Genomic DNA, 19960 nt, shown 5'->3' on the forward strand with positions numbered 1-19960 from the left:
ACAGCGGCGAGCGCGGCGACGGTGTCCTCCTCGGTCGGCCACGTCGCCGCCCGTTCGGCGCCGCGCCGGCCCAACTCCGCCCGCGCCGCCGGGTCGTCCAGCAACGCGCGTACGGCCGCGTCGACAGCGTCCACGTCGCCGGCGGGGACCAGCGTGGCGGCGTCGCCGACCAGGTCCGGGAGCCCACCGACCGCGGTGGCCACCAGCGGCACACCGGCCCGCAGCGCCTCCTGGGCGAAGAGCTGCCGGGCCTCCCAGGCGCTGGTCACCACCGCCAGGTCGGCGCCGGCGAGCAGGTCGGCCACGTCGGTGCGGTGCCCCAGCAGGGTCACCGGCGCACGGGCCGCCGACGTCCGCGCGGCGAGCGGCAGGTAGGCCGGCCCGCTGCCCGCGATCACCACGACCGGCGGCGGGGTACGCGTACGCCAGCGAGCCGCCGCGTCGATCAGCACGTCGTAGCGCTTCTGCGGGTGCAACCGACCGACCGAGACGATCAACGGCTGGTCCGGGCGGACGCCGAACTCGGCGCGGACCGCCGCCGGGCGTCGACCCGGCGCGGGCAGCGTCGGCGCGGCGACCGGGGCGAGTCGGGCGTCGGCGGCACCTACCTCGGCGGCCCGTCGCACCAGGTCCGCGGAAGCGCCGAGCGCCACCCGGACGCCCCGGGCCACCACCCGTTCGACGAGCCGGGACACCCCGCCCCGCAGGCCCCCGGCGAGCACCGCGTTGTGCCAGGTCACGATCAGCGGGGCGGTCGGCCGGGCCAGCACGGCGACCAACCCGGCCCGCAGGCCGTGCGCGTGCACCACGTCGACCCTGGCCGCGCCGAGCACCCGACGCAGTGCGAGCACCGCCCGCGCGTCGGCCGGCGTCGGGCTGGCCGGGATCTCCACCGGCGCGAACCGCGCACCGACACCGACGAAGTCGAACTGCTCCTGGGTGGCGGCGGGCCCGCAGACCAGCACGGAGGCGCCGCCGGCGACGAGGCCACGGGCCACCGAACGGACGTGCTGGCCGACGCCACCGGTGCTGGACGCGAGCACCAACGCGACAGTGCCCGACCAGCCGGTCGGCAGAGCTGGCTCAGTCATCGCGTCGCCGTCTCCTTCCCGTCGCCCCGCTCCGCGGAGCCCGCGTCCGGTGTCGACGTACCGTCGGACGGCCCCCGCCGGCCCAGACGCCGCAGCACCCCGGCGAGCAGCGGTTGAACGTCCCGCCGGTCGACGAGCCAGACCACGGCGAGGAACACCACCCCAACCAGAACCCCGGACAGCATGCCCTGACCGAACGCCGCCGCGATCGTCGGGGTGCCGCCGTCCGACTGGTCCAGCCATCGGGTGAGGCCCAGCCCGGCGAGCCCGGCGAGCACACCCGCCAGGCCACCGGCCGCCCCGGCCCGTGCCGCGCCCGCGAGGGCGGAACGGCCGGCGCCGCGCAGCACCGCGAGGAGCAGCGCCGCGCCGAGGACCAGCATCCCCACCGAGTTCGCGGACGTCACCGCGAGGACCCGGTCGGCGGTGGGGAGCAGCGCCGTCAACGGCACCGCCACGGCCGGAACGACCAGCCAGCCCAGGGTGATCGCCAGCGTCGCCGACCGGGTGTCGCCGCGCGCGTACAGCGCGCGGGACAGGATCGCGAACAAGCCGTAGCCGAGCAGACCCGGCGCGAACCCGATGATGGCCGCGGCGGTGGACCCCGGATTGTCCGGGTAGAAGAGGGCGGCGATCGGCCGCGCGGTACCGATCAACGCGGCGGCGCCCAGGCAGCTGAAGAGCAGCACGCCACGCACCGCGCCGGAGAGGGTCCGTCGGTAACCGTCCTCGTCACCGGCGGCGCTGGCGGTGGCCAGGGTGGGGTAGGACGCCACGGCCAGCGGCACAGCGAGCACCGCCCACGGCAGCAGGTAGATCGCCTGGGCCAGGTTGAACACCTGCGGGGAGCCGGTGGGGCCGCCGGAAACCCGGTTCAGGACCACCAGGAGCGCCACCTGCTGCGCGGCCACCGTCACCGCGCCGGCCGTGGCGAGCCCGCCGATCCGGGCCCGCGCGTCGGCGGTGAAGGCGTACCCGAACCGGGGCCGTAGCCGCAGCCGCCGCAGCGGGATCAACAGCGAGAGCGACAGCACGACCACACCCACTGTGGTGCCACCGGAGAGGAGCAGTTCCCCGCTACGGCCGACCTGGGCGATGGACACGCCCCGCCCCTGGGCGGCGCCGAAGGCCACGTAGACGACGACCACGGTGAGACTGGACAGCAGCGGCGCGATGACCGGCCAGGCGAAGCGTCGGTGTGCCTGGAGAACGCCGGTGAGCACGATGCCGATCCCGTACAGCGGCAACTGCGGGGCGAACACGCGCAGCATCCGGGCGCCGGCGGCGAGTTCCGCCGCCGATCGTCCCTCGCTGATCAGCGAGATGATCGGGTCGGCGAACAGGGCGACGAGCACGGCGAGGGGAACCAGCAGGCTCACCGTCCAGGTGAGCAGGGCGCCGGTGGTCGCCGCCACCGCCCGCCGGTCCTCCGCCGCGACCGCCCCGGCCAGCAGCGGCACGACCAGGCTGGCCAACGCCCCGCCCGCGACGATCTCGAAGACGATGTTCGGCACCGTGTTGGCGATGACGTACATGCCGCCGAGGTCGCTCTGCTCGACCACCCAGGTGAACACGGCGGTGCGACCGAAGCCGGCCAGTCGGCTGGCCACGGTGAGGACGGCGATGAGCGCGGCTGCCCCGGCCAGCCGGCCGGCGCCGGCGAGGGGTGCCGGTCGGTTCACGTCAGTCGGCGCGTCGGCCCAGTGCGTCCAGCTCGCGCAGCCCCGGGGTCCGCTGGATCACCGCCGTGAAGCTGACCTTCTCGCTGGCGGCGGTGAGCCCGGCGAGGACGGCGAGCAGACCGGCCCGGCCGAGCGGGCCGGTGCGGGCGGCGAGCGCGACGCCGAGCAGCGCTCCGAGCGCGTTCGCGCCGCTGTCGCCGAGCATCACGTCCTCGGCCAGGTCGTCGCGGAGCAGGCCGGCGGCGGCGCCGGCCGCGCCCGCGGCGATCCCGCCCTGCGGGCCACCGGCCAGCGGCGCGGCGAGCAGCAGCCCGGACTTGATCGCCCGGCCCGGTCGCAGGTCGAGCAGGTTGAGCAGGTTGGCCGTGCCGGCGATCACACCCGCGCCGAGCAGCACGTCGACACCCCGGCCGAACGCCCGATGCCGCTGCCGGCGCGGGTGCGCGGCGACCCGGGGGTCGGCGGCGAGCAGCGCGGCGGCGCCCAGCCCGGCGGCACCCACCCCGACGACCTTGACCAGACCCGCGGTGACCCGCCCCTCGCGCAGCGCGGCGAGGTGCCCGGCGAAACCCTTGGCCGTCTTCTGCTCCGGTCGCGCGCCGACCACGTCGTCGTACAGCCCGACGCCGCCCGCGCCGAGCCCGGCGACCAGTGCGGCCCCGCCGGCGGCACCGCCGGTGGCACCGAACGCGCCGGCGGCGGCCGCACCGGCGGCGAGCGCCGGCCCGGCGGCGAGGCTCACCGTGCGGCCCCGGAAGTTGGTGCGCTCCAACGCGGGCCCGGCCGGCGAGGTACGCGCCTCACGCAGCGCGTAGCGGGCCGCCGCGGCACCCGCGCCGGCGATCAACAGCCGGCCCAGCGCGCTCACGCCGGCACCTCGCTGCGGCCCCTCAGGCTCGGTCGCTCACGCGCCGCCTCGGCGGTTACGGACACGGGGGTACGTCGTTCGCTCACTGGGGCAGTCTAGGCAGCAGGGACGTGGCATTGTCGCCGACGCCGTACTGCCCGGCCTTCTTCTCGGTGAGCTGCTGCACCAGGGCGAGGGCGGTGACCAGTTGACCCTGCACGGTGTTGGCGTTGTCGACCGTCGAGATGGTCTGGGCGAGCACCGGGTCACCGCGCACCACGGACACCAGGTTGCCGCCGGCGGAGCCGTTGCCGGCCACCACTATCGAACCGGTCCGGTCGAACTGCTCGGCGATCTTGACGACCGACTCGTCCCGCTTGTCGGAGTCCTTGTCGATGTACGGCTGGCCGCTGACCACGACGACCGCCTCCGCCGAGCCGGTGACCTTGTTGTTGTCGGTGGTCAGGTAGCCGGCGTTGTTGTAGGCGGCGAGCACAGCCCGCCGGTCGGCGTCGCTGACCGGCGTGGTGCCGGGCGTCCGGTCCAGCAGCACACTGGCCAGCAGCGCGCTGGAGGTCTCCACACCGTGCCCGTTGCCCGGGAGGCCGGTGGTCTGCGCGGTGGGCCGGGCGGCGGTGACGGCCAACTCCAGCAGGTTGGAGTTGTTGTCCGGGTTGATGAACTTGTCCTGGAGGTCGACCCGGCCGGTGATGGTGGCCCCGGCCTGCTGGAGCTTCTTGAGCACGCCCTCGGTGTGGGCGCGCCCGTTGGGCAGGGTGACCAGCAGCACGCGACGCCCGGTCAGGGTGGTCGGGAGGACGACCTGGGACATCTCCTCGGCGAACTCCTCCTCCAGCCGGACCTGCTTCTCCATGTTGTTGACCTGTTGGCGCCAGTACTGGTTGTCCTTACGCAGCCCGGTGACCTGCCCCTCGAGGGAGTCGGCGACCGGGCCGTTGAGGGCGGCTGTGCCGACCACCAGGCCGATCGCCAGAGCCAGGAACACCGCGGTGAGGGACACCACGTGGTAGCGGAAGTTGATCACGCTTGCAGCCTCTTGATCGGTCGGGAACTAGAAGAGCCGGTACAGCTGGAACACGAAATTGTCCCACCACTCGGCGACCACACCCAGGTACGCCTTCCCGACGGTCGACACGGCCACCGCGGACGCCATCGCCGCGATCGCCGACAGCACCAGCAGCAGCAGCGACGAGCCGGAGATGCTCTGCCGGTAGAGCCGGCTCACCCCCTTGGCGTCGACAAGCTTGCCGCCGACCTTCAGCCGGGTCAGGAACGTCGAGGCCATCCCGCCGCGACCCTTGTCGAGGAACTCGACCAGGGTGGCGTGGGTGCCGACCGCGACCAGCAGCGAAGCGCCCTTCTCGTCGGCGAGCAGCATGGCCAGATCCTCACTGGTCGCCGCGGCCGGGAAGGTGATCGCCGGCACACCGAGGCCGTTGACCCGGGGCAGGCCGGGCGCCCGCCCGTCCGGGTACGCGTGCACGATCACCTCGGCGCCGCAGCGCAGCACGTCGTCGGTGACCGAATCCATGTCGCCGATGATCATGTCGGGGGTGTAGCCGGCCTCGACCAGCGCGTCCGCGCCGCCGTCGACGCCGATGAGCACCGGCTTGAACTCCCGGATGTACGGGCGCAGCACGTCCAGGTCGGCCTTGTAGTCGTAACCACGCACCACGATCAGGCAGTGCCGACCCTGCATCTGGGTCTCGATGTCCGGCACCCCGACACCGTCGAGCAGCAGGTCACGTTCCTGACGCAGGTAGTCCATCGTGTTGGCGGCGAACGCCTCCAACTGCACCGACAGGCCCTCCCGGGCGTCGGCCATCGCCTTGCCGACCGATTCGGCGTCCTGAAGGCTGCCGTGCGCCACCGGTTCGTCACCGGCGAAGACCGTGTTGCCCTCGATGCGCACCTGGTCGCCCTCGCGGATCCGCTCGAAAACGCCCTCCCCCAGGTCGTCCAGGAGCGGAATGCCGGCGGCGATCAGCACCTCCGGGCCGAGGTTCGGGTAACGGCCGGAGACCGAGGGCTTGGCGTTGAGCACCGCCGCGACACCGACAGCGACGAGCGAGTCGGCCGCCACCCGGTCCAGGTCGACGTGGTCGATGACCGCGATGTCACCGGGGCGCAGCCGACCGACCAGCCGTTTCGTCCGGCGATCAAGGCGCGCGGTGCCGAGGACTCTGCCCGGTTCGGAGTTTCGGTTCCGGCGCAACGTGGGTAGACGCATCGTGACCATCCTGGCATGTGAGGCAGGCTTTTCTGTCGCGACATGCCTGAGCAGGGCCGCCTACCCAGGGAAGCACACACCGGCACAAGCCGGTGTGCTTGCGCTCACAATACGCGGGGTCACAACCGCCTTTCCTTGGCGGCCACCGCCAGCAGCTCCTCGGCGTGGGCGATACCCAGGTCTGAATCGGGCAAACCGGCCAGCATGCGCGCCAACTCCCGGGCCCGCTCGGTGTCCTCCACCACGCGTACCCCGCTTGTCGTCACCGCGCCGCCGGTGTCCTTCGCCACCACCAGGTGCCGGTCGGCGAACGCGGCCACCTGCGGCAGGTGCGTGACGACCAGCACCTGGTGGCTGCGGGCCAACCGGGCCAGCCGGCGGCCGATCTCCACCGCCGCCTGCCCGCCGACCCCCGCGTCGACCTCGTCGAAGACCAACGTCGGCGGGCCGCCAGAGCCGGCGAACACCACCTCGATGGCGAGCATCACCCGGGACAGCTCACCGCCGGAGGCGCCGCGCTGCAACGGCAGCGAGGGCGCGCCCGGGTGGGCCAGCAACCGCAGCTCCACCTCGTCACCACCGTCCGGGGTGACGCCCACCTCGACGCCGTTGACCGAGAGCGTCGGCTCGGCCCGCCCGGCCGGGCGGGGCAGCACCGCCACCTCGATCCGCGCGTGCGGCATGGCCAGACCGGCCAACTCGACGGTGACCTGGTCGGCGAAGCGGACCGCCGCCTCCTGCCGGGAAGCGGACACCCGGCCGGCGAGGTCGGCCACCTCGACGGCGAGCCGCTGACCCTCCCGCTCCAACTCGTCGAGCACGTCGTCGGACATGTCCAGGTCGGACAGTCGGGTGCGCGCCCGATCGGCCCAGGCGATCACCCCGTCGACGTCGTCGGCGTACTTACGGGTCAACGCGCGCAGCGCCGCCCGCCGCTCGTAGACGTGCTGCAACCGGGCCGGATCCGCGTCCAGCGCCGCCAGGTACGTCGACAGCTCCGCGGACACGTCGGTGACCAGCGTGGCCGCCTCCTCCAGGCGGGCCGCCAGTTCACCGAGCGCCGGATCGGTGCCGGACTGCGCCTCCAGGGTCCGCCGGGCGGTGCCGAGCAGCGCCGCCGCGTCCGGAGTCTCGTCGGCAACCTCCACGCCACCGGCCACGCACTGCTGGGCGATCTGCGCGGCCGTCCGCAGGCCCTCGGCGTGCTCCAGTCGCTGCGCCTCGGTCTTCAGCTCGTCGTCCTCACCGGGCTGCGGATCGACCCGGGTGATCTCGTCGAGGCCCAGCCGCAGCAGGTCGGCCTCCTGGTTGCGCTCGCGGGCGTTGCGCCGCCGGTCGGCCAGGTCGTCGACCACCCGACGCCACCCCGTGTACGCCTCGCGCAGCGCGTCGAGCAGCTTCTCGTGGGCGGGGCCGGCGAACCGGTCCAGTGCGGCCCGCTGCTCGGCCGGGCGCAGCAGCCGCAGCTGGTCGGACTGGCCGTGCACGGCCACCGCCTGCTCGCCGACCTCACCGAGCATCGACACCGGCATGCTCCGGCCGCCGACGTGGGCGCGCGAGCGCCCCTCCACCGTCACCGTGCGGCTCAGCAGCACCGAGCCGTCCTCGTCGGGTTCGCCGCCGGCCTCGGTGATCCGCGCGTGCACGGAGTCGGCGACCCGTCCGTGCAGCCGCAGCCGCCCCTCCACCACCGCCCGACCGGGTTGGGCGCGGACCCGCCCGGCGTCGGCCCGGCCGCCGAAGAGCAGGCCGAGGCCGGTGACCACCATCGTCTTGCCCGCACCGGTCTCGCCGGTGATGACGTTCATGCCGCCGGTCAACGGCAGCGTGGTGTCTTCGATGACGCCCAGCCCGGTGATGCGCAGCTCTTCCAGCACAGCCACCGACAGTAGACGCGAGGCCCGACACTTGACCAGCCGACGGGCCCGGGTACGGCCGGTACCGGGCCGACGTACAGTTCTGCCCCGTGTTGGATGTGATCGGCCTGACCCCGGCGGAGGAGGAGCTCTACCGCTGCCTGCTCCAGCTCACCACGGCCCGCATCGACGAGTTGGTCCGTCGCCTGCACCGGCCCCGTGAGCAGGTCGTCGCGCAGGTCGAGGCGCTGCGCGGCAAGGGCCTCGTGCAGCCCACCGACAACGACCCGGACGCCCCGCTGCGCCCGACCGCCCCGGACGTCGCCCTCGGCGGGACGCTGCTGCGTCGCCAGGAGGACCTGGAGGCGGCCCGCCGACTGGTCACCCAGCTGGCCGAGGAGTACCGCTCCGGGCTGCGCCGACACCACGTCGACCACCTGGTGGAGGTGATCACCGGCGCCCGGGTTCTTCGGGACCGGCTGCGTGACCTGCAGAACTCGGCGCGTACCGAGGTGCTCTGGTTCTGCCGGGCCAATCCCCTCGCCATGGCCGGCCCGGAGAATGTCGAGGAGTTCGACGCGCTGGCCCGCGGGGTGAGCTACCGGGCCATCTACGAGCGTGACCTGCTGCTGGAGCCCGGCGCGTTGGCCGACCTGGCCAAGGGGGTCGCCGCCGGGGAACAGGCCCGCGTCCTGGACCGGCTGCCGGTCCGACTGGCCATCGTGGACGCCCGCACGGCCATCTGTCCGCTGGTGCCGGACCGCGACGGCGGCGAACCGAGCGCCGCCGTGATCGGCCGCAGTCAACTGCTCGACGCGCTGCTCGCCCTCTTCGAGAGCCACTGGCGGGTGGCCACCCGGCTGCGGCTCGACGACCCCCTCACCGTCACGGCGGCAGAGGCTCGACGGCCGGAGCCCGCTGACCATCCGGGCGACGGTTACCAGCCCGACGCCGACGAGGCGCGGCTGTTGTCGCTGTTCGTGGCGGGCGTACCGGACAAGTCCATCGCCTCTCAGCTCGGGGTGAGCCGGCGGACCGTGCAACGGCGGATCGCCGACCTGATGGCCGCCGCCGGCGTGGACACCCGGCCCGGGTTGGCGTTCCAGGTCGCCCGACGCGGCTGGCTCTGACGCCGAGCGGGCCCGCCGTCGACCGACGGCGGACCCTTGACCGAGCGGGCGGGACGGCCGGGCCGCCCCGCCCTCCCCGATCAGCGCAGCCCGTACGCCTTCAGCACCGTCTGGTCGACGGTGTTCCCGGCCCGGTCGGCGGCGTGCACCCGCAGCGACACCGTTCCGCGCCCCGCCGGCACGGTAGCGGTGTACCGGGTACCCGACCCCACGGTCCGCGCGTTACGCCAGGTGACGCCCCCGTCGAAGGAGACCTGCACCCGGACACTGGTACCGGTCGACGCAGTCACCCCGACCGGCTGCCGCAGGGTCAGCCCCAGCTGGTGCGGCCGGTTGCCGGGTACCGTGCCGAGCAGGTCGGCCGGCACCCGGTAGTCCACCTGGAGCAGCGACAACGGCGTGGCGGCGTCACCCGCCGGTCGGGCCGAGGTGAACTCCCAGGCCGTGTCGGTCCGGGTGCCGTAGCGCCACTCGGCCGAGGACCGCTGGGTGGTCACGTCCAGTCGGTAGCGGGCCGCACCGGCGGTCGTGGGCACCGGCGCCCAACCGTCGGAGAGGTCCGCGATCTGCTGCCCGTTGCGGCTGACCCGCGCCGCGACGGTGTCCGACTCCTCGCCGTCGCCGGCCACGCTGTAGTGGCCCTGCGCGTCGACGAACTCGGGCACCCGCAGCGCCAGGTTGTCACCGGTGCGGGTGGGCACCGGTACGCCGCTGGCCGGGACGGCCGGACGGATCACCGGCGCGTGCCAGGTCTCGGTCACCCGGTCGTCGGCGGCGTAACGCCGCGGTTGCTGGGTCAGGCCACCGGTCAACTGCCCCCACTGCGAGAACATCAGCTTGTGCAGCACCCGTTGCTGCCACCAGTTGTCACCGGCGCTGACGAACTCCTTGCGGGTGGTGCCGGCCCGGACCAGCCGCTGGTTGTCGTTCCAGGCGGTCTGCTGCCACGGACGCCACCCGAACCGCTGTTCGCTGGCCCATTCCCCGCCGACGTTGCCGTAGTGGCTGGTCACCTCGGCGGTGTTCCGCTCGGTGACCTGGTGGACGATCCGATCCGGGACCCGCCCCTTTGAGACCTGCCACACGTCGTACAGGTACGGGCTCTGCACGGTCAACGTCAGGTCCAGTGTCGTGCGGCGCTTCCGGACCGCCGCGATGACCTTCTGCCCGTCGTCGTACGCCACCGCCATCGCCGGGATGGGCAGCCGGTCGCCCAACGGGGTCCAGGACGTCCAGGCGCTCTGGTCAGCCGGTCGGACGATGAGCGCCACCTTGGCACCGGCGGCGGCCGCCGCCGCGATCTGCTCCTCCCCCGAGGCGTCCGGGCTGGTGGTGAGCAGCGCCGCGGCGCCGCGTACCCGGGTCAGCTCGGCGGGGGTGCCGGTGCCGGCCCAGACCAGCGGCAGTCTGCGCCGGTCGGCCGTTGCCGGCGAGTAGCCCATCAGGTTGATGTCCAGCGGACCGGACACCCCGCTGATCGTCGCGTCCACCATCGGCGCGACCAACTGCCAGCGCGACGCGAACTCGAACTCGCCCTGGCGCACCGGCCGGGTCGGGGTGACGTTGACCTGCTGGACGGTGCTGTAGGTCATCACGCCGTGGTCGACCTGCCGGCCGTTGCCGAAGACCCGGTGCTCGTAGAAGCTGATCGTCGAGCGCTGCTCGGACGGCTTCGGCGTCTCGATCCGCACCGGGGTGCCCTTGCGCGGGTCGAGCACCACTGTGAGGTCCCTGTCGACCAGCAGCTCCGGGTCGGTGACCAGGGTGATCTGCTCGTCCAGCGGCGCGCCGTGCTCAATCAACGCCTCGACCAGGTAGGGGCCCTCCTCGACCTGGAGTTGCACCTCGCCGCCGACCCAGCCGAGCCAGTCGGATTCGGGCTGCTCACCGAAGAGGGTGAGCACCGGCGCGAGACCCGGCTGACCCTTCATGTCCAGCGCCTTCACGGTCACGGTGTGCAGCGGACCGCTGAGGGTGAGCGCGACCGCGGTGCGCACCGCGACACCGTCCGCGCCGGTGGCGACCAGCCACCCGCTGTGCACACCCCGGTCCAGCTTCGCCGGGTCCGCCCGCAGCGGCACGGCGACGCTGCCGCCGGCCGGCACTGTCACCTCGGCGCCGCCGACCGCGACCCCGTCGGTCTCCGCCGCACGGGTGTCCAGGTTGCGCAGCTCCAGGGCCAACCGCAGGGTCCGCGCGGCGGTGCCGCCGTTGGTGTACGTGACGGTCCGCTCGGCCGTCGCGCCACCGGTGCTGAGCCGACCGAAGTCGGCGGTGGCGGAGGAGTACACCCGCTGGCCGAGCGCGCGGGCCACGTCGACCCGACCGGCGCCCTGCTCGAAGACGGTCAACGCCGGGTTCGCCTTGGTGGTGCTGACCAGGGCGTCCTTGAGCTTCACGGCGGTCCAGTCGGGGTGTTCCTGGGCGAGGATCGCCGCCGCTCCGGCCACGTGCGGGGTGGCCATCGAGGTGCCGGACGCGGTCGTGTACGCGTCGTCCACCGGCGTACCCATGGCGGTGCCGGCGGCCCGCGCGGCGACGATGCCGACGCCCGGCGCGGTGATCTCTGGCTTGAGGCCGTTGTCGCCGAGGCGCGGACCCCGGCTGGAGAACTCCGCCAGGTTGTCGGCGCGGTCCACCGCGCCCACGGTCAGCGCCGCCGCGGCAGCGCCGGGCGCGCCGACGGTCCGCGCCGCACCCGAGTTGCCGGCGGCGACCACGAACAACGCACCGGTCTCGGCGGTCAGGTCGTTCACCGCCTGGCTCATCGGATCGGTGCCGTCGGTCGGGTCGCCACCGAGGCTCATGCTGACCACCTTCGCGCCGGAGTGGGCGGCCCACTCCATGCCCGCGATGATGGACGAGCTGTAGCCGGAGCCAGCGTCGTCGAGCACCTTGCCGACCAGCAACCGCGCACCCGGGGCGACGCCCTTGCGTCTCCCGTCGGACGCGGCCCCGCTGCCGGCGATGGTGGAGGCCACGTGGGTGCCGTGGCCGTGCCCGTCACGGGCACTGCCGCTGCCGGAGAAGTCCTGCGCCTCGGCGATCCGACCGGCCAGGTCGGGGTGGGTGGCGTCGACGCCGGTGTCGAGCACCGCCACCTTCACGCCGGTGCCGTCCCGGCCGGCCGCCCAGGCCGCCGGCGCGCCGATCTGCGGCACGCTGAACTCCAGCGTCGGTCGGACCTTCCCGTCCAGCCAGATCCGCGCGACACCGGCGCCGAGCCGGGCCGGCGCACCGGCGGCGACCCGCTGCCCCGGCGCACCGCGCAACGACGTCCACAGTCCACCGAGGTCACCCTTGCCGACCCGCAGCGCGGCGCCGTTGATGCTCTGCAGGGGACGCGCGTCGGTGGCACCGGCCAGCGGCCGGACCCGTCCGGCGGCCGGCTCCTGGTAGCGGACGATCAGCGGCAACACGCTCTGCGCGGCGTCGCCGTACCCGTCGGCCGCCAACTCCTGCACATCGAACAGGTCGGGGTCGAGCACCCCCGCGGAGAGGTACGGCATGACGTCGCTGGGCAGCACCCGCAACCCGCCGTCGGCCTCGACGGTCTGGAAGGTGATCCGGTTCCGCCCCTGACCAGGGCGGACGGTGGCGGCGACCCGACCGGGTGCCGCCTGCACCAGGTCGACCTGGTCGCCGGTGATCAGAGTGATGCGAACGGGTGCGGCCTGCTGAGCGGGCGTGCCCGATGTCGGGCCGGTGGGCCGGGCGGGCGGGTCGGCGGACGCCGGTGCGGCGACGCCGACCACCAACGCGCCGACCGCGCCGACAGCCAGCCAGCGTGGGGACCAGTGCATGCGATGCGCTCCTCTACTCCTCCAGGCCCGCCATCCGTAGATGGGGGCCGATCGGAGTCTGCGACGGAGCAGGTCACCCGGTCACTAGTCGGCCGCCGCCGCAGCGGCGACATGTCGTCAGGTGGACAACTCATCTCCACCGAGCGTGTGTGCCCCGGTCACCGGCGGCTGCCGCGCCAACCGTGCACGGGGAGGCCGAACTTGGCCACCAGCCGGTCGGTGAACGGGCGGGGGCGCAGCCGCACGATGCGTACCGGCAGAGCACCCCGGCGCACCGTCACCCGTGCGCCGGGCGGCAGGTCGTAGACCCGCCGACCGTCGCAGGAGAGCACGGCGAGGGTGGTGAACGGGTCGACGGTGATCACGAAGGTGGACGTCGGGGCCGTGACCAGCGGGCGGCTGAACAACGCATGCGCGCTGATCGGCACCAACAGCAGCGCCTCCACCTCCGGCCAGACCACCGGGCCGCCACCGGAGAACGCGTACGCGGTGGAGCCGGTAGGGGTGGCGCAGACGACACCGTCACAGCCGTAGCGGGACAGTGGCCGTCCGTCCACGTCGACGAGCAGCTCGAGCATCTGGGCCCGCTCGCCCTTTTCGATGCTGATCTCGTTGAGCGCCCAGGACTCGATGGTCGGCCCACCGTCGAACTCGGCCGTGACGTCCAGGGTGAGCCGCTCGTCGACCGTGTAGTTGCGGCCGACGACGTCCCGGACCGCCGTGTCCAGGTCGTCGATCTCGGCCTCCGCCAGGAAGCCCACCTTGCCGAGGTTGATGCCCAGCAGCGGTGCCTTCGCCGGCCGGGCCAGCTCGGCGGCGCGCAGGAAGGTGCCGTCCCCACCGAGCGCGAAGACGATCTCGGCGCCCTCGGCGGCCTGCGGACCGGCGACCGGCACCACGCCGGGCAGGTCGAGGTCGTCGGCCTCGTCGGCGACCACCCGTACCTCGAAACCCGCGTCGATCAGGTCGGCGGCGACCGACCGGGCGTGTTCCGTGCTGCGCCGACGGCCGGTGTGGGTCACCAGCAGTGCGGTCCGGCTCATCGGGCCGCCCGCCCACGCCGGCGACGCCGCGCCACCGGCGTCGTCGTCCCGGCGCGGCCGCGTGTCACCCCGCGGCCCGTTGCGGCGCTCTCGCTGCGTAAGTTCACCCTGCGACCTCCTCCGCCGCCGCGTCCGGCACGTCGCCGGTCGTCGTCGAGCCGTCCGGCCCGGCCGCCACCACGGCCCGCACCCGCTGCGGGTCGGCCGCTGGTGCGCCCCGGCGCAACCATACGAAGAACTCCACGTTGCCGCTCGGCCCGGGCAGCGGGCTGGCCGCCACGTCGGCCAGCCCGAGGCCGAGCCGGGCTGCCGTCGCGGCCACGTCCAGCACCGCTTCGGCGCGCAACTCCGGGTCGCGGACCACACCGCCGGCGCCGACCCGGTCCTTGCCGACCTCGAACTGCGGCTTGACCATCAACGCCAGGTCACCGTCGTCGCGGGTGCAGCCGGCCAGCGCCGGCAGCACCAACCGCAGCGAGATGAACGACAGGTCGGCCACCGTGAGGTCGACCTGGCCGCCGATCGCGTCGGCATCGAGGGTACGGACGTTGGTGCGCTCCAGAACCCGGACCCGCTCGTTCGTGCGCAGCGGCCAGGCGAGCTGCCCGTAGCCGACGTCCACGGCCACCACCTCGGCCGCGCCGGCGCGCAGCAGCACGTCGGTGAACCCACCGGTCGACGCTCCCGCGTCCAGGCAACGCCGCCCGGCGACGCGCAGCCCGCCGGGGGCGAACGCGGCCAGCGCGCCGGCGAGCTTGTGCCCGCCCCGGGAGACGTACTCCTCGGCCGGGTCCGCACCGGTCACCAGGAGCGGGTCGGCGGGGTCGACCATGGCGGCCGCCTTGCGGGCGACCACGCCCCGCAGTTGGACCCGGCCAGCCTCCACCAACGCGGCGGCCTGCTCACGGGAGCGGGCCAGACCGCGGCGGACCAGTTCGGCGTCCAGCCGGTTACGACGTGCCATGGGTGGTTCTCCGGTCTGCTCAGGCCTGGTCGTCCCGCTCAGGTCTGGTCGATGGTGGCGAGGGTTTCCCGCAGCGTCTCGTAGGCCGCCTCGTACTGGGCGATCTGGTCGGCGGGAGCCAGCGTCGCCGCGTTGGCGATGGCCCGCACGGCGGCGTCCACCGCCGGATGCCGCGTCTCATCGTCGCCGAGATCCGGCGGCGGCCCGGGGCGGACACCCACCGGCGGACCGGGCCGGGCCGGGAACGAGCCGGGGGTTGGCGGGCCGGGGCGGGCCGGGAACGACCCGCCGGCCGGTGGACCGGGCCGGCTCATTCGGCGTCGTCCGGTTGCTGCTTGCGGACCGCCTTCTTGGCGGGCATCACGGCCGGTGTCGGGACGTCCTCGTCGGCGGTCCGGCTGATCGTCGCCGGCGGCTTCTTGGCGATCGCCTTCTTCGCCACGGCCTTCTTCGCGACGGCCTTCTTCGCCACCGGCGCGGAGACCGGGGCACCGGCGGGGGCGTCGGACGGCACGAGACCGGTGCCGGGCCGCGCGGCGACGGTCGGGTCGGGCTGTGGGGTGGGGGCACCGGTCGACGCGCCAGCCAGCTCGGCGGATCGCGCCTCCCGTAGCTGCCGTTCCAGGTCGTGCACCCGCCGGGTCAGCTCGGCCACCTCGTCGGCGGTGGCCAGACCGACCGCGCCGAGGGCCCGGTCGACCTCGAAGCGGACCAGCTTGGTCAGCGCCTCCCGGTTGGCGGCGCCGGTGGTGACCAACTCCTCGCCGAGGGCCTGGAGTTGGGCGGCGGTCGCGCCACCGGAGCCGACGAGGCGACGTGCCACGTCCTGGGCCTTCTTCCGGGGCGCCTCCGCAAGGCCCATGGCCAGCTCGAGGTAGGCGCGCCACGCGTCCTGCATGCCTGAGTCCTTCCACGGGGCGAGGTGTGCAGGTGTCACGCTACCGGGCACCTCGGACCGACCCGTGCGGTACGGTGCCGAGGACGGCGTGGCGATCAGCGAGGGGGAGATGTGGCCAGCGTGGACGAGTGCCGGCAGGCATTGCAGGAGCTGGCCGCCCGGTTGGATCGCAACGCCGAGACGGTACGCGAGCGGATCGACCTGGACCGCACGCTGGCCTGCCGGATCACCGACCTGGGCACCGCGTTCCACGGCCGGATCACCGGCGGCCGGCTGGTCGAGCTGGAAGATGGCGACGACCCCAAGGCCAAGATCGCGCTGAGCACGTCCAGCGACGACCTGCTCGCTCTGGTCCGTGGCGACCTGGACGTCACCAGCGCGGTGGCCTCCGGCCGGGTGTCGATCAAGGCCAACCCGTTCGACCTGCTCAAGTTGCGCAAGCTGCTCTGACGAATGCCCCGGCTCACGCCGTCGCGGTCAGACCGAAACTCTCCACCACGTGGGCCGCGTCCGGGCCCACCGGGCGGATCTTCGGCAGCGTTGGCGTCGGCGCCGACCAGGCCACCGCGCAGAGCGCGGCCAGGGCGTCCAGCGGCCGACCTGCCCCGGCCAGCTCCAGCGTGCCGTCCCGGTCGGTCACCGACCAGCCGCCGGCGTCCGCCGGGCCCGGGACCCGCACGGCGGCAGCCGGGTCGAAGAGCCCTGCCAGATCTTTCGCCACGTACGTGGGACGGCGCTGCGGCTCGGCGGCCAGCAGATCCGGTACGCCATGCACGCCAGTGAGCACGAGCAGGCTGTCCAGCCCAGCCCGACGGGCACCCTCGATGTCGGTGTCCAGCCGGTCACCCACCACCAGGCTCCGCCCACCGCCACTGCGCTTGGCGGCCGTCTCGAACAGCGCCGGTTCCGGCTTGCCGACCACCACGTCGGGGTCCCGCTCCAGCGCCGTCCGCAACACGGCGACCAGTGAACCGTTGCCGGGCAGTGGTCCCCGCCCACTGGGCAGGGTCCGATCGGTGTTGGTGGCGATCCAGATGGCGCCCGCCCGCACCGCGATCGACGCTTCGGCCAGCTCGGCCCAGCCGACCTGCGGGCCGTACCCCTGCACCACCACCGCCGGCTTCTCGTCGGCCTGGGTGACCGGGTTCAGACCGACCGCGCGCAGCTCCGCGCGCAACGCCTCCGCGCCGACCACCAGCACCGACGCGCCGACGGGCAGCCGGTCACGCAACAACTCGGCCGAGGCGGCGGCGGAGGTGAGCACCTCTTCCGGCCGGGCCGACACGCCCATCCCGGTCAGCAGGTTTGCGACCTCGCTGGACCGGCGGGACGCGTTGTTGGTGGCGTACGCCACCGCCCGTCCCTCGGCGTGCAGCCGGGCCACCGTCTCGACGGCGCCGGGGATCGGCCGGTCGATCAGGTAGATCACGCCGTCCAGGTCGAAGACGACCAGGGTGTACCCGTCGACCAGCCGCTCCCCCACGCCCGCGCTCACCGCTGCGTCGAACCCGACTCGTCGTTCCGGGCCGGCCCGGTCCGGTCGCCGTCCGCCGCGTCACCGGTCGCCACATCGCCGTCCGCCGGGTCGGCGGACGTTACGCCGCTGTCGCCAGTGGTGGCAGTGTCGGCGTTGCCGCTCTCGGTGGGGTGACGGTCCTCGTCCTCGAAGCCTTCGTCGTCGCTGGGACGGCCGACGTCGCCGTCCTCCTCGTCGCCGTCCTCCTCGTCGTCGTCCTCCTCGTCGTCGTCGTCGAAGTCCTCGTCGTCTTCGTCGTCTTCGTCGTCTTCGTCGTCTTCGTCTTCGTCGTCTTCGTCGTCTTCGTCTTCTTCGTCTTCATCGTCGTCGTTCTCGTCGCCGGCCAGGTCGGCGTCGGGTCGGGCCGGCACCGCGCCGGGAGCGCCCGGACCTGCGGCGATCTCCTCGGGGGCCTCGTCGTCACCCTCAATGACCACGCCGTCGAGTTCGAGCAACCGCTCGGCGGCGTCGGTCTCACCCTCGGTGTCCACGTCAGCAGCGCGGGAGAACCATTCCCGGGCCTCCTCGCGCCGACCCACCGCGAGCAGGGCGTCGGCGTACGCGTACCGCAGCCGGGCCGTCCACGGCACGGTGGCCTCGCTGGTGAGGTCCGGGACCTGGAGCATCGCAACCGCGGCGTCCTTCTGCCCGAGGTCGCCCCGTGCGCCGGCGGCGACGATCAGCAGTTCGATCGCCACGGCCTGGTCCAGCTTCTCCCGGTCCGCGCCACGGAACAGGTCAATGGCCCGCTCCGGCCGGCCGAGAGCCCGCTCGCAGTCCGCGAGCACGGCCAGGTGGCTTTGCAGGCCGCTCATCCGGTGGTACGTGCGCAGTTCGGCGATGGCCGACTGCCACTCCCCCGCGTGGTACGCGGCCAGGCCGACCGCCTCACGGACAGCGGAGATGCGCGACGCGAGCCGACGGGCGGCCAGCGCGTGCGCCAACGCCTCGGCCGGGTTCTCGTCGATCAGCTGCCCGGTGGCGACCAGGTGCCGGGCCACCGTCTCGGCGACCGGCTTGTTCAGCGAGAGCAACTCAGCGCGAACGTCCTTGTCGAGGTCGGTCGCGACAATGTCGTCCGGCAGCGCCGGGGCCGAGCTACGCCCGCCCTCGAACGACTCGGAGCCACCCGCGCGGTCGTCGCGACGGAACTCCCCCTCACGACGCGGCCGCTCGTCGGCCCGGTAGCCACCCTCGCGGTCGCCGCCCCGGTAGCCGCCCTCACGGGGAGCGCTGGAACGCGAACCGTCCCGGTCACCGCCACGGAAGCCACCTTCACGGCGGTCGCCGCCACGGTAGCCGCCCTCGCGGGGGGCGCTGGAACGCGAACCGTCCCGGTCACCGCCCCGGAAGCCGCCCTCGCGGGGGGCGCTGGAACGCGAACCGTCCCGGTCACCGCCGCGGAAGCCACCCTCGCGGCGGTCGCCGCCCCGGAAACCACCGTCGCGGTCACCGCCACGGAAGCCACCCTCACGCGGCGGGCCGGAGCGGGTGCGGTCGCCGCCCTGGTAACCGCCCTCACGACGGTCACCCCCACGGAAACCACCGTCGCGGTCACCACCGCGGAAGCCACCCTCACGGGGAGCGCCCGAGCGCGAACCGTCCCGGTCACCGCCACGGAAACCACCGTCGCGGTCACCACCGCGGAAGCCACCCTCACGCGGTGCGCCCGAGCGCGAACCGTCCCGGTCACCGCCACGGAAACCACCCTCGCGGTCACCACCGCGGAAACCGCCCTCCCGGCGGTCGCCACCACGGAAACCACCGTCGCGGTCACCACCGCGGAAGCCACCCTCGCGGCGGTCACCGCCACGGAAACCACCGTCGCGGTCACCACCGCGGAAGCCACCCTCGCGCGGCGGGCCGGAGCGGGTGCGGTCGCCGCCCTGGTAACCGCCCTCACGACGGTCACCCCCACGGAAACCACCCTCGCGTGGAGCGCTGGAGCGCGAACCGTCCCGGTCGCCACCACGGAAACCACCCTCACGGGGTGCACCCGAGCGCGAACCGTCACGGTCACCGCCCCGGAAGCCGCCCTCACGGCGGTCGCCGCCACGGAAACCACCCTCGCGGTCCCCACCGCGGAAGCCACCCTCGCGGGGAGCGCTGGAACGCGAGCCGTCGCGGTCGCCGCCCCGGAAGCCACCCTCGCGGGGAGCGCCGGATCGGAAACCACCCTCGCGCGGACCACCCGAGCGCGAACCGTCCCGGTCGCCGCCACGGTAGCCACCCTCGCGGGGGGCGCTGGAACGCGAAGCGTCCCGGTCGCCGCCACGGAAACCACCCTCGCGGCGGTCGCCGCCCTCACGGGGGGCGCTGGAGCGCGAGCTGTCCCGGTCGCCGCCACGGGAGCCAGAGTCGCGGCCGCCGGCGTATCCGCCTCGGGCGCCGCCGCTGTCGCGGTCTCCCCGGTACGGGGGCCGGTCTCGGTCATCGCGGCGCGGGCCACGGTCGCGTCCGCCCGCACCGTCAGTACGGTCTTCGTAACGACGGGGACGGTCTCCGCCCTGCGGTCCTGAACTCACAGGTACATCCTTCCTGATTGCGCCACCAATGGCGCTACGCAGTCGAGGGCCGACCCGGATGGGGCGGCCCTCGACTGGAAGATTGTCCGGCGGCGTCCTACTCTCCCACACCCTCACGAGTGCAGTACCATCGGCGCTGGAGGGCTTAGCTTCCGGGTTCGGAATGTAACCGGGCGTTTCCCCTCCGCCATGACCGCCGTAACTCTATGAACATATCAAACAACCCCGGCACCACGTCACGGGTGTTCGCTTGTTCAGAGTTGCACAGTGGACGCGTAGCAGCTTAGTAGTCAAGTCCTCGGCCTATTAGTACCGGTCAACTGAACCCGTTACCGGGCTTACATTTCCGGCCTA

General features: G+C 73.7%; 15 protein-coding genes and 1 rRNA gene. 2 read left to right on the plus strand and 14 right to left on the minus strand.

The annotated features are described in order from the left end of the window. From ABZU52_RS11805 to recN, 6 genes are all read right to left on the minus strand, one after another. Window positions 1–1091, minus strand: a 1091-nt coding sequence (locus ABZU52_RS11805; RefSeq protein WP_354971033.1) for a glycosyltransferase family 4 protein, incomplete at its 3' end; no start/stop codon positions are given. Next, window positions 1088–2773 carry a lipid II flippase MurJ gene (locus ABZU52_RS11810; protein WP_354971034.1) on the minus strand — a complete coding sequence of 562 codons (1686 nt, stop codon included), beginning with the start codon at window positions 2771–2773 and terminating at the stop codon, window positions 1088–1090. The genes ABZU52_RS11805 and ABZU52_RS11810, both read right to left, overlap by 4 nt. Window position 2774: 1 nt before the next feature. Then, window positions 2775–3641 carry a hypothetical protein gene (locus ABZU52_RS11815; RefSeq protein ID WP_354971035.1) on the minus strand — a complete coding sequence of 289 codons (867 nt, stop codon included), beginning with the start codon at window positions 3639–3641 and terminating at the stop codon, window positions 2775–2777. Window positions 3642–3723: 82 nt separating this feature from the next. Then, entirely contained in the window at window positions 3724–4665 is a 942-nt protein-coding gene (locus ABZU52_RS11820) for a copper transporter (protein WP_354971036.1), read from the minus strand. A 27-nt stretch (window positions 4666–4692) separates the two neighbouring features. Then, entirely contained in the window at window positions 4693–5871 is a 1179-nt protein-coding gene (steA, locus tag ABZU52_RS11825; protein ID WP_091407271.1) for a putative cytokinetic ring protein SteA, read from the minus strand. 119 nt (window positions 5872–5990) lie between these two features. Then, window positions 5991–7748: a DNA repair protein RecN gene (recN, locus tag ABZU52_RS11830; protein WP_354971048.1), complete on the minus strand. Its 1758-nt coding sequence runs from the start codon at window positions 7746–7748 to the stop codon at window positions 5991–5993. An 89-nt stretch (window positions 7749–7837) separates the two neighbouring features. Between recN and ABZU52_RS11835 the strand changes: the two genes are divergently transcribed. Next, window positions 7838–8857: a helix-turn-helix domain-containing protein gene (locus tag ABZU52_RS11835; protein ID WP_354971037.1), complete on the plus strand. Its 1020-nt coding sequence runs from the start codon at window positions 7838–7840 to the stop codon at window positions 8855–8857. A gap of 80 nt (window positions 8858–8937) precedes the next feature. Here the strand turns inward: ABZU52_RS11835 and ABZU52_RS11840 are convergent, their stop codons facing one another. The 5 genes from ABZU52_RS11840 to ABZU52_RS11860 form a co-directional block, all read right to left on the minus strand. Next, complete coding sequence (locus tag ABZU52_RS11840) at window positions 8938–12660, minus strand: S8 family serine peptidase (RefSeq protein WP_354971038.1); 3723 nt, start codon at window positions 12658–12660, stop codon at window positions 8938–8940. A 158-nt stretch (window positions 12661–12818) separates the two neighbouring features. After that, window positions 12819–13703, minus strand: coding sequence for an NAD kinase (locus tag ABZU52_RS11845; RefSeq protein WP_091407282.1), 885 nt, complete (start codon window positions 13701–13703; stop codon window positions 12819–12821). 103 nt (window positions 13704–13806) lie between these two features. Continuing rightward, the gene (locus tag ABZU52_RS11850) at window positions 13807–14667 is read right to left on the minus strand and encodes a TlyA family RNA methyltransferase (protein WP_354971039.1); all 861 of its coding nucleotides are present in this window, start codon (window positions 14665–14667) and stop codon (window positions 13807–13809) included. 38 nt (window positions 14668–14705) lie between these two features. After that, a complete protein-coding gene (locus ABZU52_RS11855; RefSeq protein WP_354971040.1) occupies window positions 14706–14981 on the minus strand; it encodes a hypothetical protein in 276 nt (91 codons plus the stop codon). Next, complete coding sequence (locus ABZU52_RS11860; protein WP_354971041.1) at window positions 14978–15565, minus strand: hypothetical protein; 588 nt, start codon at window positions 15563–15565, stop codon at window positions 14978–14980. Before ABZU52_RS11860 ends, ABZU52_RS11855 begins: the two co-directional genes overlap by 4 nt. A 111-nt stretch (window positions 15566–15676) precedes the next feature. Between ABZU52_RS11860 and ABZU52_RS11865 the strand changes: the two genes are divergently transcribed. Continuing rightward, window positions 15677–16015, plus strand: a complete 339-nt coding sequence (locus tag ABZU52_RS11865) for an SCP2 sterol-binding domain-containing protein (protein WP_354971042.1) — start codon at window positions 15677–15679, stop codon at window positions 16013–16015. A 13-nt stretch (window positions 16016–16028) separates the two neighbouring features. Here the strand turns inward: ABZU52_RS11865 and ABZU52_RS11870 are convergent, their stop codons facing one another. The 3 genes from ABZU52_RS11870 to rrf form a co-directional block, all read right to left on the minus strand. Next, window positions 16029–17060, minus strand: coding sequence for an HAD-IIA family hydrolase (locus tag ABZU52_RS11870; protein WP_354971043.1), 1032 nt, complete (start codon window positions 17058–17060; stop codon window positions 16029–16031). After that, on the minus strand, window positions 17057–18082 hold the full coding sequence (locus ABZU52_RS11875) for a hypothetical protein (RefSeq protein ID WP_354971049.1): 1026 nt from the start codon (window positions 18080–18082) through the stop codon (window positions 17057–17059). Before ABZU52_RS11875 ends, ABZU52_RS11870 begins: the two co-directional genes overlap by 4 nt. Before the next feature lie 1608 nt (window positions 18083–19690). Then, a 5S ribosomal RNA gene (rrf, locus tag ABZU52_RS11880) occupies window positions 19691–19807 on the minus strand. Window positions 19808–19960: the final 153 nt, after the last annotated feature.

Source organism: Micromonospora sp. NPDC005220 (assembly GCF_040607895.1).
In the GTDB taxonomy this organism is placed as follows: domain Bacteria; phylum Actinomycetota; class Actinomycetes; order Mycobacteriales; family Micromonosporaceae; genus Micromonospora.

Excerpts from the sequence above, each read along its gene's own strand:
- ABZU52_RS11860 (WP_354971041.1), bottom strand. The coding sequence starts at position 15,565 with ATGCAGGACGCGTGGCGCGCCTACCTCGAGCTGGCCATGGGCCTTGCG.
- ABZU52_RS11845 (WP_091407282.1), bottom strand. The coding sequence starts at position 13,703 with ATGAGCCGGACCGCACTGCTGGTGACCCACACCGGCCGTCGGCGCAGC.
- steA (WP_091407271.1), bottom strand. The coding sequence starts at position 5,871 with ATGCGTCTACCCACGTTGCGCCGGAACCGAAACTCCGAACCGGGCAGA.
- ABZU52_RS11850 (WP_354971039.1), bottom strand. The coding sequence starts at position 14,667 with ATGGCACGTCGTAACCGGCTGGACGCCGAACTGGTCCGCCGCGGTCTG.
- ABZU52_RS11855 (WP_354971040.1), bottom strand. The coding sequence starts at position 14,981 with ATGAGCCGGCCCGGTCCACCGGCCGGCGGGTCGTTCCCGGCCCGCCCC.
- ABZU52_RS11840 (WP_354971038.1), bottom strand. The coding sequence starts at position 12,660 with ATGCACTGGTCCCCACGCTGGCTGGCTGTCGGCGCGGTCGGCGCGTTG.